Origin of the sequence: Lichenihabitans psoromatis, assembly GCF_004323635.1 — a bacterium.
Taxonomy (GTDB): Bacteria; Pseudomonadota; Alphaproteobacteria; order Rhizobiales; family Beijerinckiaceae; genus Lichenihabitans; species Lichenihabitans psoromatis.
Genome location: NZ_CP036515.1, coordinates 19,667 through 33,262 on the forward strand (window position 1 = coordinate 19,667; position 13,596 = coordinate 33,262).

The 13,596-nt window shown below is 64.6% G+C and carries 10 protein-coding genes; 3 read left to right on the plus strand and 7 right to left on the minus strand.

Annotation, left to right across the window (positions count from 1 at the left end):
• Window positions 1–138: 138 nt before the first annotated feature.
• The 3 genes from EY713_RS00100 to EY713_RS00110 all read right to left on the minus strand — a co-directional run bounded on the left by EY713_RS00100 (window position 139) and on the right by EY713_RS00110 (window position 5,191).
• On the minus strand, window positions 139–2,445 hold the full coding sequence (locus EY713_RS00100) for a trimethylamine N-oxide demethylase (protein ID WP_210215291.1): 2,307 nt from the start codon (window positions 2,443–2,445) through the stop codon (window positions 139–141).
• Between the two features lie 24 nt (window positions 2,446–2,469).
• The gene (locus EY713_RS00105) at window positions 2,470–3,843 is read right to left on the minus strand and encodes an NAD(P)-binding domain-containing protein (RefSeq protein ID WP_131113004.1); all 1,374 of its coding nucleotides are present in this window, start codon (window positions 3,841–3,843) and stop codon (window positions 2,470–2,472) included.
• A gap of 112 nt (window positions 3,844–3,955) precedes the next feature.
• Window positions 3,956–5,191, minus strand: coding sequence for a glycerate kinase type-2 family protein (locus tag EY713_RS00110; RefSeq protein ID WP_131119059.1), 1,236 nt, complete (start codon window positions 5,189–5,191; stop codon window positions 3,956–3,958).
• A gap of 218 nt (window positions 5,192–5,409) precedes the next feature.
• Here EY713_RS00110 and msrB point away from each other — a divergent pair, with 218 nt between their 5' ends.
• The gene (gene msrB, locus EY713_RS00115; RefSeq protein WP_131113005.1) at window positions 5,410–5,811 is read left to right on the plus strand and encodes a peptide-methionine (R)-S-oxide reductase MsrB; all 402 of its coding nucleotides are present in this window, start codon (window positions 5,410–5,412) and stop codon (window positions 5,809–5,811) included.
• Here msrB and EY713_RS00120 read toward each other — a convergent pair.
• From EY713_RS00120 to EY713_RS00130, 3 genes are read right to left on the minus strand one after another with little or no spacing between them, the layout of a single operon-like run.
• A complete protein-coding gene (locus tag EY713_RS00120) occupies window positions 5,808–8,906 on the minus strand; it encodes an efflux RND transporter permease subunit (protein ID WP_131113006.1) in 3,099 nt (1,032 codons plus the stop codon). The two genes, msrB and EY713_RS00120, sit on opposite strands and share 4 nt — an antisense overlap.
• Before the next feature lie 9 nt (window positions 8,907–8,915).
• Window positions 8,916–10,148 (minus strand): efflux RND transporter periplasmic adaptor subunit, encoded by a 1,233-nt coding sequence (locus EY713_RS00125; RefSeq protein ID WP_131113007.1) that lies wholly within the window; start codon window positions 10,146–10,148, stop codon window positions 8,916–8,918.
• Complete coding sequence (locus EY713_RS00130) at window positions 10,145–10,789, minus strand: TetR/AcrR family transcriptional regulator (RefSeq protein ID WP_165490976.1); 645 nt, start codon at window positions 10,787–10,789, stop codon at window positions 10,145–10,147. The genes EY713_RS00125 and EY713_RS00130 overlap by 4 nt, the downstream gene beginning before the upstream one ends.
• A gap of 150 nt (window positions 10,790–10,939) precedes the next feature.
• Here EY713_RS00130 and EY713_RS00135 point away from each other — a divergent pair, with 150 nt between their 5' ends.
• Window positions 10,940–11,635, plus strand: a complete 696-nt coding sequence (locus EY713_RS00135) for an HAD family hydrolase (protein ID WP_131113009.1) — start codon at window positions 10,940–10,942, stop codon at window positions 11,633–11,635.
• Here EY713_RS00135 and EY713_RS00140 read toward each other — a convergent pair.
• Window positions 11,632–12,339, minus strand: coding sequence for a fumarylacetoacetate hydrolase family protein (locus EY713_RS00140; RefSeq protein ID WP_131113010.1), 708 nt, complete (start codon window positions 12,337–12,339; stop codon window positions 11,632–11,634). The two genes, EY713_RS00135 and EY713_RS00140, sit on opposite strands and share 4 nt — an antisense overlap.
• 112 nt (window positions 12,340–12,451) lie before the next feature.
• Here EY713_RS00140 and EY713_RS00145 point away from each other — a divergent pair, with 112 nt between their 5' ends.
• The gene (locus tag EY713_RS00145) at window positions 12,452–13,567 is read left to right on the plus strand and encodes a hypothetical protein (RefSeq protein WP_131113011.1); all 1,116 of its coding nucleotides are present in this window, start codon (window positions 12,452–12,454) and stop codon (window positions 13,565–13,567) included.
• Window positions 13,568–13,596 lie beyond the last annotated feature (29 nt).

Below are 13,596 nucleotides of genomic sequence, written 5' to 3' on the forward strand. Positions count from 1 at the left end.
AACCTATCCGTGTTCAAGGGACAGGTAAGCTTAATTTATCGTCAAGATTAATATCTGCCATCAGACGACGATATTGTTGTCGATCCAAGAACGCAGCCGACGTTTGACCACGTTCCGCGACGCTGAAATCGAAGCGGCTTACGCCCGAACGCGGGTCTTCTGCGGATCGAAATGTGGGAACGGCACGACGGTGGCGGACAGGCGTTTCTGGTGACCGTCGAGCTTGCCGATCTCGACCGCCGTGCCGAGGGTCGCATGGGCGACATCAAGACGGCACAGCGCGATCATGCGCTTGAGCAGCGGCGAGCGGGTCGCGCTCGTCACCACGCCCACCTGGGCGCGCCCGACGAAGACAGGGTCGCCATGGCTGATCGTCTCGTTGCCGGTCAGGTCGAGTCCGACCATGCGATGCGCCGGATTTGCCTTGCGTCGCGCCAGCGCTTCACGCCCGACAAAATCGACGTCCTTGTCGGCCACCGCAAATCCGATACCGGACTCATACGGATCGGTCTGGTCGCTAAAGTCGTAACCCGCGAAAACGAGACCGGCCTCGATCCGCAGCATGTCGAGCGCCTCGAAGCCGAGCGGCGACATTCCATGGGGCTGACCCGCCGCCCAGATCGCATCCCACACCGCCAAAGCATCCTTGGGGTGACACCAGACCTCGTAGCCGAGTTCGCCCGTATAACCGGTGCGCGACACGACGACCGGCGGCCCGGACGCCGTGCCGATGCGGCCGATCGTGAAGCGAAACCACTTCAGTTCGGCCAATGATGCCTGGGTCGGCGCCGTCCAGATGACCTCCTTGAGGATGTCGCGGCTCTTCGGCCCCTGGATCGCGAGATTGTGGAGTTGGTCGGTCGAGGATTTCACCCAGACCTTGAGGCCCCAATCCTCGGCCTTCTGGCGCAACCAGACGCCGGTGAAATCCTCCCCGGCGATCACCCGGAAATTCGCGGCGCCGAGCCGCATCACCGTCGCGTCGTCGATCATGCCGCCATGGTCATAGCACAGCGCCGTGTAGACGACCTGTCCCACCGCCAATTTGGCGATGTTGCGCGTCATGGTGCGCTGGAGAAGCTGTTCGGCATCGGGGCCGATCACCTCGAACTTTCGCAGGGCCGACAGATCCATGATGGCGGCCCGTTCGCGGCAGGCCCAATATTCCTCGATGGCGCCGCGTCCCGTGTAACTCGTCGGAAGCCAAAAGCCGCGATAATCCACGAAGCTGCGGGCCAAGGCCTGCAGGCGCGGCTGAAAGGCGCTGTCGCGTGTGAGACGAGGTTCGGCATCGGGCGTCATGCGGAGGGCTGATCCCTTGGAGAAAGTCGCGTTGCCGTCATAGACCCGGATGTGAATATCGGTCGGGTTCCAGCCGTTGGCCGGATCGATGTCGTCGGTGCAGGAGGACGACGCGCAGACGAGGTCGGTCAAAGCACGGAGCAGCACATAATCGCCGGGCCTGGACCACGGCTCATCCGATGTCAGCGCGTTGCTGGTTTCGATGCAGGTGTTGTAGAAAAAGTTGATCGCTGGCCAGCCTTTGCGGGCGCGCACCTGGAACGGCTTCAGGACCTCGTTGAAATTATCCGAGCAGTTCGGATGGCCGGGATACCCGACGTCGTCGTAATATTTGGCGCTGCAAGCCAGCGCGAACGTGTCGTGGCGGCCGACGGTGTCGCGCACCACCTCGACCAGAGCCTGCATATCCTCGTCGTAATATTTGGAATGGAGTCCCGGCCCAGGAAAAGCCGAGCCCATCAGGGTTCGGGTCACGGTCGGGTCCAACCCCTTCTCGACCCCGTCGGCGAGTTGCGCCGCGTCGAAGGCGAGAAAGTCCGAGCATTGCCGGCCTTCCACGTCGATGATCTGGATGTAATCGCCGGCTCGGACCCGATAAGCCTTGGCGGTCGCGGCCGGTATCCGCAGATCGAGCGTCACAGCCGCGAGCGGCGGTGGGAGATCGGGCGAGGAGCCATCAGCCCGATCGATCTCGAGATGCAATTCGGTCGCGGGTGTCTGCTCGTCCGGCGCCATCGGGGAGCCCGGCGCCGACACGACCAGCACCAGCGGAGCCGGCGCCACGAAATCGAACACCGCGCCCGGCGAGCCGCCGGCCTCCATAACCCGGTAGGGTCGAGCATCCGCCTCAGTCAAACCAAGAGCCGCGAGCGCCCGCGCGGCGGCGGCCGGCTCCTCGCCTTCCACTGCCAGCACGTCTGCCAGTCGTCCCGTCGATGCGGGGCGGCCGAGAATGTCGCCCGCATCGCGGCCGTGCTGATCGAAGACGAAGAGATCGAGCGGCTGCAACCCCTCCGGGTCCCGCAGCCGAATCCGGTCCCCGGGCCGGAGCGAGGCGGTCGCGCAGGAGCCACCGCGAACGACCTTGCGCTCGGACATCCGGGCTGTCTTGACGGCGGGAGCGAGATCGGCCGTGTCGCTCATCGTGCTGGCTCCCGCATGAAAGGTTCAGGCCATCGTTTTGGCGGCGGCCGTCTCTGGCGCGGATTGGACAGCCAGGAAGGTCTGCATCGAATCGTCCAAGGCCTCAAGCCATACCGTATGGTGCACCGGCGCCATATTGCCCGTGATGGTCGACGGATAGGAGCGATCCCGATAGGTGAGGATACCCTCGACCTTGTGGTGCTCCCATTCCTTGAAGAGTTCGGCGACGCGGTCGACGTCGAGCGCCGGGTAATCCGTGGCGGCTAGCAGATCACGCACATAGTCGGTCTGGAAATCGATCGCCTGAAACGGATTCTCCAGCACTTCCTCGCGGGCGCGCCATGCGGCGATATCGGCCGCCATGACGTCCGGCGCAGGCAGCGCGATGCGGCCGAGCATGACGTCCCGCGCGTACCACGCTTGAGCGTCGAACATGTTGAACGTGTAATATTGATCCTGCATGCCGATGTAGATCAGCTTGGGGTTCGGCTCCCAGAAAATACCCTTGTAGAGGCCGAGCGGATAAAGGCGGTTGTTGGTCTTCAACCGCATGTCGTCCGGCAAGAACGGGAAATGGTGCTTGTAGCCGGTGCAGAGGATGACGGCATCGACATCCTGGCTGGTACCGTCCTTGAAGTGGGCGGTCTTGCCGGTCACATGCGTCAGCAGCGGCGCTTCCTTGAAGCCCTCCGGCCAATCGAAGCCCATCGGCTTGGTGCGGTAGCTGAAGGTCACCGAGGCGGCGCCATATTTGTGGCACTGGATGCCGATGTCCTCGGCCGAATAGCTGCTGCCGACCAGCAACAGACGCTTGCCCGCAAATTCGTCGGCGCTGCGGAAATCATGCGCGTGGAGCACCCGGCCTGGGAATCGCTCCAGCCCCTCGAAATAGGGCACGTTCGGGGTCGAGAAATGCCCGGTCGCCACCACCACGTAGTCGAATGTCTCGGTCAAGGTTTCGTCCTGGACGAGATCCTTGACCGTCACGGTGAAGAGGCCGGTCGCCTTGTCGAACGCGACGTGCCGCACCGCGTGACAGAACTTCATATATTTGCGGACGTCGCTCCGCTCGACCCGGCCCGCGATGTAATCATGCAGGACGGCACGCGGCGGGTAGGACGGGATCGGCCGGCCGAAATGCTCCTCGAACGAATAATCCGCGAATTCGAGACATTCCTTCGGGCCATTGGACCACAGATACCGATACATGCTGCCATGCACCGCCTCGCCGTGCTCATCGAGGCCGGTGCGCCAGGTGTAATTCCACAAGCCGCCCCAATTGCTCTGCTTCTCGTAGCAGACGATCTCTGGGATCTCGGCCCCGCCCCGGCGCGCGGCCTCGAAAGACCGGAGTTGCGCCAGCCCGCTCGGCCCTGCCCCGATGATGGCGATCCGCATTCCGTCGATCCTTCAGCACTGACTCGGGCAGCCGATCTCACCGATCTGGCAGCGCAGATTTTCACTCGTAGGAAAGATAGTCAACCAGACAAACTCGTGATCATCGATGTGTTTAGGCCGGCTCGATCAGGATCGCGCGAAAGTCGTTGACGTTGGTGCGCGTCGGGCCGGTGACGATCTGATCGCCGAGGACGTCGAAGAACCGATGGGCATCGTTGTCGGCGAGGCTCGCTTTGGGGTCGAGCCCGAGCGCGGCCGCGCGCCGCAACGTGTCGGGCGTGATGATGGCCCCGGCCACGTCTTCGGCTCCGTCGACCCCATCCGTATCGCCCGCGATAGCCGACACACGCGCCAAGCCGTCGAGCGCGAGGCCGAGGGCCAGCAGGAATTCGACGTTGCGGCCACCCCGCCCGCCACCCCGCACCGTGACCGTGGTTTCGCCGCCCGAGATCAGGACGCAGGGCGCGGGCGCGGGTTGCCCGTGCAACGCGACCTGCTGAGCGATGCCCGCCATCACGCGGCCGACCTCGCGGGCCTCGCCCTCGATCGCGTCGCCGAGGATCAGCGGCGTGACGCCGGCCCGGCGCGCCACATCGGCGGCGGCCTCGAGCGACATTTGCGGCGTGGCGATCAGGATCGTCTCGCTGCGAGCAAGGCGCGGATCGCCGGGCTTGGGCGTTTCGTCAGCGCCGCGCCGCAGATGCTCGATCACCCGCGCCGGCCCGGTGATGCCGTAGCGCTGCAGAATGTCGAGCGCCTGGGCGAACGTCGTCGGGTCCGGAACAGTCGGACCGGAGGCGATGACCGACAGGTCGTCGCGCGGCACATCCGAGATCACCAGCGTCACCAGCCTTGCCGGAAAGCTCGCGGCAGCGAGCCGCCCCCCTTTGATGGCCGACAGATGCTTCCGCACGATGTTCATCTCGCCGATCGGCACCCCGGCTCTGAGCAGCGCCGTGTTGATGGCGCGCTTGTCCGCAAGGTCGAGCCCGTCGGCCGGCAGGTTCAGCAAAGCCGAGCCGCCACCGGAGATGAGCGCGAGCACGAGATCGTCCTCGGTCAAGCCGCCGACTAGAGCGAGAATACGCCGGGCCGCCGCTTCGCCGCGCGCATCCGGCACGGGATGGGAGGCTTCCACGATCTCGATCCGCTCGCAGGGTGCGGCATGTCCGTCTCGCGTCACCACGAGACCCTCGAGCGGCCCGTCCCAAGCGACTTCGACCGCGCGCGCCATTTCGGCCGAGGCCTTGCCGGCCCCAACCACGATACTGCGGCCCTTGGGCCGAGGCGGCAGAAACAGCGGCACGCGGCGCATCGGCGAGGCAGCCGCGACGGCAGCGTCGAACATGGCACGCAGCAGGTCACGGGGGGCTTGGATCAAAGCACAGGACCTTTCGAGCGACGTCGGACGCGGAGGAGAGCGTGTTCCGCGTCGATCATTGATGCGGAACCACCGGCCTCGTCAACGACGAGCCGCCGCTGCATGGCATCCGCCAAGGCGAGACCCTACATAAGCTTGGACGCGGGAGCGTCTGCCCCCGCCCTTACGAGATCGGAGTATTGCCGATGAGCACCACGACCCAAGCTTTCACCCGGACGGACGCCGAATGGCGCCAGATGCTGACGCCGGAGCAATATCGCGTGATGCGCGGTCACGGCACCGAAGCGCCGGGAAGCTGCGCGCTGGATCATGAAAATCGAGCCGGAACCTTCGTCTGCGTCGGTTGCGATCAGCCTTTGTTCCGCTCGGGCTTCAAGTTCAACAGCGGCACCGGCTGGCCGAGCTTCAACGATCCGATCGACGGATCGGTCGCCAGCACGGTCGATCGCAGCCATGGGATGATCCGCACCGAGGTTCATTGCAGCCGCTGCGAAAGCCACCTCGGCCATGTGTTCGAGGATGGCCCGCCGCCGACCCATTTGCGCTACTGCATCAATGGCGTCGCGATGAGCTTCATGCCGGACTAAACCGGGTGTGAGGGCGCGGCGTGAGGATGGCTTTGAGCCTCGTCCCGCTGCCCCACGAAGCGTTTGAAGATGCGGGCCAGCAGGTTGTGCAGGTCGTCCATCAGCAGGAAGACAGCCGGCACGAAGACCAACGACAGAAGCGTCGACACCAAGAGCCCGGCGATCACCGCAATCGCCATCGGGGCTCGGAATTCACCACCGATGCCGAACGCCATGGCGCTCGGCACCATGCCGGCCGCCATGGCGATCGTCGTCATGACGATCGGCCGGGCGCGCTTCATCCCGGCTTCCTTGATGGCCGTGATCCGGTCGACGCCATTGGCCATTTCCTTGACCGCGAAATCGACCAGCATGATGGCGTTTTTGGTCACCAGACCCATCAGCATCAGGATGCCGATCACCACCGGCATCGAGATCGGCTTGTTGAAGATCAAGAGGCCGAGGATCGCCCCGCCGATGGAGAGCGGGAGTGAGAACAAGATCGTGATGGGCTGCAGGAACGATCCGAACAGCAGGATCAGCACCCCGAACACCATCATGATGCCGGCTCCCATGGCCATGAGAAAGCCGGAGAATACTTCGCCCATGATCTCCGCGTCGCCGGTCTGACGGATCGTGACACCCGGTGGCAGATGCGTCGCGGTCGGCGTCTGCATGGCTTGTGCGATGAGGTTGCCGAGGGCGTCGGAGCCTTCCATATTGGCCTCCACCGCGACCCGCACCGAGCGATCGTAGCGATCGATGGAGCCCGGCCCCTGATCCAGCGTGACGTCGGCGACCGCGGCGAGCGGCACGGCGGTTCCGTTCTTGGCCGGCACCTTCAAAGTTTCGAGATCGGCGAGATTGCCTCGTATCGCTTCCGGTAGCAGCACGCGGATCGGCACCTGCCGGCCGACCGCGTTGAACTTCGCCAGATTAAGGCCGATGTCGCCGATGGTGCCGACCCGAACGGTCTCGGCGATCGTGTCGGTCGACACACCGAGGTCGGCAGCGGCGCTCGGTTTCGGCCGAATGCGGATTTCGGTCCGGTCGAGCGGCGCGGTCGACATGACGCTGACGAGATGCGGAATGGCTGCGACGTCGCGCTGGAACCGTGCGGCCACATCGGCCACGATCCCCTGATCAGGACCGGCCACGATCAGGCTCATGTCGCGCTGGCCGCCATCGCGCAGCGACCAAGAGCGGATATCGGGCTCCTTCCGCAGCAGGCCCGCGATTAAGGTTTCGAGCTCGGCTTGCGTTCGCACGCGGGTATTCTTTGGCGAAAGATTGATCACCAGCGTGGCGAGCCGCGTCTCCAATTTACCAGGCAATTGGCGACCGCCATCGACGAATACCGAGGTGACTTCCGGCAAAGCTCTAATCTCGTCGCTCAATCGGTCTGTCACAGCGATCGTGTCGTCGAGCCGCGCCCCAGGCGCGAGTTCGACCACGAACATGGTGCGGGACGAATCCTCCTTCGGCAGAAAGCCGGAGGGCAGCAGGGTGGTCGAGGCGAGCGAGCCCGCGAACAGCACCAGCCCTGCGAGGAGCGTGATGACCTTATGCCGAACCGACCAGCCAACCAGACGCGAGTAGACCCGCATGACGAGGCCGGAACGCTCCTCAGCGGCCCCATGGTGACGCATGAAATAGGCGGCCAGCATCGGCGTGATGAGGCGGGCCACCAACAGCGACATGATCACGGCCGCCGCGATCGTCAGCCCGAATTGCACGAAATATTGGCCCGCGATGCCGCCCATGAAGCTCACTGGGGCAAAGATCGCGACGAGCGTCGCCGTGATGGCGATGACCGCGAGACCGATCTCGTCGGCGCCCTCGATCGCGGCCCGATAGGCGGACTTACCCAGCCGCATGTGACGCACGATGTTTTCGACCTCGACGATCGCGTCGTCGACCAGGATGCCGGTCACCAGCGTGATGGCGAGAAGGCTCACGGCATTCAGCGAGAAGCCGAGCGCGCTCATGACCCAGAAGGTCGGGAGCACGGAGAGCGGCAGCGCGATGGCGGCGATGAGCGTGGCGCGCCAGTCGCGCAGGAACAGGAACACGACCAGCACCGCAAGGAGGGCCCCTTCGATCAGCGTATCCATCGCCGATTGGTAGCTGCCGAACGTCTTGGTGACAGAGGTATCGATCCGCCGAAGATGGACGTCCGGGTAATCTTTGGAAAATTCGTCGATTTTCTTCTGCACCGCCTCGGCCACCGAAGCGTCGCTGGCGCCCGTGGCGCGCGAAATGGCCAGCGACACGATGGGCTGCCCGTCGAAGCGCGCGAAGGTCCGTGGCTCCTCGAACGCGTCCGTCACAGTGGCGAGATCGTCGAGGCGCACCTCGCGACCGCCCGGCAGGACGATGCTTGTCGCTCTTAGCGTGCCGAGCGTTTGCGAGGCCGCGAGTGTGCGGATCGACTGCTCGCGGCCGCCGATCTCGCCGCGCCCCCCGGCCAGATCGGTCGAGGTCAGCCGCAGCTGTTTGTTGACGTCCGCGGCCGTGATCCCAAGCGCCAGCAGCCGGTCGGGCTTCAATGTGACCCGGATCTCGCGCGTGACGCCGCCAACGCGTTCGACGCCGCCAACGCCGCGAATGCTCTGCAGGCCCCGGATCAAGGTATCGTCGACAAACCAGGAGAGCTGCTCCGGCGTCATGGCCGGAGCAGTCGCGCCATAGTTGAGGATCGGCAGCCCGGCAATCTCGACTCGATTGATGATCGGCTCGTCGATCGTGCGCGGGAGATCGGCGCGGATTTTCGACACCGCATCCTTCACGTCGTTGACGGCACGATCGCTATTCACCTCCAACCGGAATTCGATCGTGGTGGTCGAGGTGCCCTCGGTGATGGCCGAGATGATATGTTTGACGCCGTTAACGCCCGCCACGGAATCCTCGACCCATTTGGTGACCTGGGTCTGCAATTCGGTTGGGGCGGCGCCCGCTTGCGTGATCGTGACCGAGACGATCGGAATATCGACATTCGGCATCTGGGTGACGGCGAGCGAATGGAAGCTTGCGAGGCCGAGCACCATGAGAACGACGAACAGCACGATCGGTGGAATTGGGTTGCGAATGGCCCAGGCCGAAATATTGAGGCGCATGATGGATCCTCAGGGTGTCGGAGCGGCGCTGGCGGAATTCAGCGCCGGCTCGGGCGCCGCGACGGGCTTGATGCGGTCACCGTCACGCAGGAAGCTGCCAGCGCGGGCGACAACACGGTCCCCCTCCTTCAGCCCATTGAGAACCGCCACATAGGTGTCGTCGACAAGACCTGTACGGATCGGCCGCGCCTCGACATGATCGTCGGCCCGCACGACGAGAACGCTGCTTCCCCCACCGGCTCCGTAGAGCACGGCCGACAACGGCACCGCGACCGATCGCTTGCGGGCCAATTCCACGGTTCCGCGCGCGAAAGCACCGATATGCAGGCGCGGGTCCGGATCGAGACTGATGCGGATCGTGCCGAGACGGGTGGCTTTGTCGACTTCGGGATAGATGGCCCGGACCACGCCATGCACGGGGTCGCCGCCGTCGATGTCGAGCAAAGCCGGTGCGTTGAGGCGCAAGGACGGCAGCCGCGTTTCGATGACCTCGCCCTCGAGTTCGATTTCGCCGCGCGCGATGATGCGGAACAAGGCATCACCGGAACTCGATGCTGTAGCACCGAGGCGCGCTACCTTGCGGCTGATGATCCCATCGACCGGGGCGCGGATGTCGGTTCGCGCAAGCTTCAGGTCGAGTTCGTCCTGCGCCGCCTTGCTTTGCGCGAGATCGGCCTTGGCGATGTTGAGCCCGTTGCGGGCGAAAGCGAGACGGCCTTCGGCCGAGCGCGCTGCGGCCGTTCGGCTTTCCATGACGGCGGCGGTCGAGTTGCCGGTTTGCATGAGCAGCCGGGCGCGATCGAGCGCGAGCTTGGCTTCAGTATTCTCGGCTTCCGCCTGAATGATGTTGCTGTCGGCCTGCGTCACGGTCGCGGTTGCTTTTTCGATGGCGGCGACCTGCTGGGCGATTTGCCGATCCAGCATCTCGCGGGAGAGACGCGCCAACACCTGACCGCGCGTCACGGTCATACCTTCCTCGGCCAGCACGTCGGTGATCCGGTAGCCGTCGACCTCCGGCAAGACCAGAACCTCGTCGCGCGGCACCAATGTGCCGGTCACGATCGTTTGCTCGACCACATCCCGTGTTGTCGCCTTGGCGACCGTCACGGCCGGCGCAAGGTCGGTGGTGGGCGCCGATGGCGGATTGATCGCCGCCTCGGCCGCGAGAGCGGGAAGCGGCAGCGCCAAAGCGGGAAGCACCGCTGCCGCGACAACGATCGCGATCGGCCAACGGGAGATCATGAGAGGGCGCCTTTCAGGCTTTTCGTTGCATCAGATGACGCGAGCGCGTGGGGCGGAAAGAACGCCTCGATCGATGCGATCAGGTGGGCGAAGGCCGGCTCCGCATCGTAGGATGCCGATAGGGCACGATCGACCATGATGCCTTTCAGTTGCGTCAGCAGCATCATCATCATGGCCTCGACTTCGTCTTTGGACGACCCCGCGATGCGGCGGAAGAAATCCGTAAACCAGACCATATTTTCAGCTTCGATCCGCTGATGCATCTCGTCGAGGCGCGGATTGCGGGTCACTTCGGCCCAGATCTCGAGGCAGAGGATCGATTTCTCGCGCGGGCTCTCGATCACATGCTCCCGAAGCAGGCCCTTGAGAGCCGGCCAGAGATCGTCGTCGGACAGGCCAACAATCAGGTCGTGCGCCTCGCTCCGGTCGCGCTCGGACAACCCAAGGACGATCGCATCTTTGGACGGGAAATAGCGATAGAGGTTGCCGACGCTCATCTCGGCTGCCGCAGCCACATCCTGCATCGTCGTGCGATGAAAGCCGTTCCGCACGAAGCACCGCTCGGCGGCGTCGAAAATACGTTGACGCCGCGCAGCCTGAGAGACTTCGGCCGGCGAGATGGTGATGTCGTCGATCGGCATACTGAACCATGCATGAGAATGAGCGTTCATTCTCTAGGCAGCGATTATGTCGGAAGCAAGCCGGGATGATGCAGCGCACCATGTCGCGCATGCGTTCAGGTAGCGTCTCCGCTAATCTGGCTCAAAGGCCTCCCGACCCGGATATGTTGAATGCCGATCACGCTCATCTGCCTCGATGCCGACGACACGCTCTGGCACAACGAAACCTTCTTTCGCGTCACCCAGGAGCGCTTTGCCGACATGCTGTCGCCCTATGCCGATCGGGACGCGATCGACGCGCGGCTCGCAGCGGTCGAGAGCCGCAATTTGTCGCTTTACGGCTATGGCGCCAAAGGTTTCACGCTGTCGATGATCGAGACGGCGATCGACATGTCGGACGGAGCGGTGCCGGCCTCGGTTGTGGCGGAGATTTTGGCGGCCGGTCGTGCCATGCTCAATCACCCGGTCGAACCGCTTCCAGGTGTCGAACCCGCACTCGAAGCCCTGGCGGCGCGGGGACGCCTCGTGCTCGTCACCAAAGGCCACCTGTTTCACCAGGAATCGAAGCTCGCTGCCTCCGGCCTCGGCCCGTTGTTTTCCGGCGTCGAAATCGTCAGCGACAAAACCGCCGAGACCTACGCCCGGGTGTTCGCCCGTTATGGGACCGATCCGGGCGCGAGCGTCATGGCGGGCAATTCCGTTCGGTCCGACGTACTTCCGGCCATTGAGGCGGGCGGGTTCGCGGCGCTGATCCCATACGGGCTCGTCTGGGCCCACGAAGCCGCCGAGCCGCCGCACGACCATCCCCGGTTTCGCGAATTGGCAACGCTGAGCGAGCTCGCCGCCTGGATCGATAGCCTGGACTAAGCCGACGGGCGTCCCCGCGCCGCCACCACCGTGACGAGGCTGCCGACCCCTTCGATCGAGCCTTCCATACGGTCGCCGATCTCGACGGCTCCAACCCCGGCGGGCGTCCCGGTGAAGATGAGATCGCCAGGGGCGAGACGCACCAGCCGCGACAGGAACGCGATCGTCTCCGGCAGGCTCCAGATCATAGCCGACATGTCGGCGCTCTGCCGCACATTGCCGTTGACCTTGAGTTCGAGCCGTCCGTGCGCCGGATGGCCGATCCGGGCGGCCGGCACAAGATCGCCGATCGGAGCCGACGCATCGAAGCCCTTCGCCATATCCCAGGGGCGGCCGCTCTTTTTCGCATCGGCCTGAAGGTCGCGCCGGGTCATGTCGAGCCCGACCGCATAGCCGAACACGAGATCGAGCGCGCGCGCGGCCTCGATATCCTCTCCCCCGCCCGACAAGGCCGCGACGAGTTCGACCTCGTAATGCAGCGATGTGGTCTGCGCCGGGTAAGGCATGTCGGCCCCGGCGATCACCAGGGCATCGGCTGGCTTGGTAAAAAAGAACGGCGCCTCACGCTCGGGGTCGGCCCCCATTTCGCGCGCATGCTCGGCATAATTCCGGCCGACACAGAAGATGCGACGCACCGGAAAGCGCCCACCGCCAAGCACCGGAACGAACGGCGGGGGCGCGGGAGAGAAGACGAAGTCGGACAAGAGGCACACTCGCTGGACAAGTCGAAGATGGCCGTACCCTCGGCCAGATTGTCAGCCTCCGCAACCGCCGCTAGAGCTTCGCCGCATCGCCTGTGGCTCAAGGAAAACCAACATGATCACGATCGAAACGGACGGCGCTCGAGTTCTGTTCAATCCCGAGGGCGGCCACCTCGATCTCGTGGAATTCGTGGTCGATGGCGTGACGCTGCGCCCGATGCATCGGGCGCATTGGCGAACGGGCGAACACAACGACGGCGTGCCCGAGGCGGTCGACGCCGAGGCTGGCATCACGCTGAAATCGCTCGCCGGCGACTTCTTTTGCGCGCCCTTCGCCGAAAACGACACGGGCGATGGCCCCTATCATGGCTGGCCCGCGAACGGGATGTGGGACCTGGTCGGTCAGCATGAGCCGGAAGGCGGCGGCGTCACGGCCCGGTTTCTGCTGCGGAACCGCGTGCTCGGCGCGCAGCTCTTTAAGGAGATCACGCTCCGGCCCGGTCATCCCGTTGTGTATCAAACGCATCGCTTCGTCGGTGGCGAGGGCGCCATCTCGGCCGGCCACCACCCGATGGTCCGCGTTGATGGCGGGGCGCGCCTGAGTTTCTCGGCCAAAGCCTTTGGCGCGACGCCGGCGACCCCGCTCGAAAGCGATCCGGCGCGCGGGCGCTCGGCTCTCGTCTATCCGCAAGAATTTGCCGATCTCAGTGCCGTCAAGCTGGCGTCCGGCGGCACAGTGGATCTCAGATCCCTGCCCGGCCCGGACGCGTCCGAGGATTTTCTCCTCCTGGCAGAGGCTCCCGGACATCGGCTCGGCTGGTCGGCCGTCTTGGCACCAGCCGGGGGTTTCATCTATCTCGGCCTGCGTGATCCCCGCGTGCTGCCCTTCACGCTCCTCTGGTTGAGCAACGGCGGCCGCGACTACGCCCCCTTCTCGGGCCGACACAAGAGCGTCCTCGGCGTCGAAGAGGCCTGCTCGTTCTTCATCGACGGCTATCGCGCTTCTATCGCGCCCAACACACTGACGGCACGCGGCTATCCGACCGCCCTGGCGCTCGTGCCCGATGGCGAGCGAGCCATTCACTTCGCTTTTGGCGCAATCCCGGCTCCGGCCGGTTGGCGGGAGGTGACAGACGTGAGCGCCAACGCAACCGCCGTAACGCTGACCGATTGCGGCGGCGAAAGCCGGCAGATGCCGTTTCGTGGCGATTTCCTCGGCGCTATGGAGTAAGCGCGATACCCATTCCGATGACGCATGGC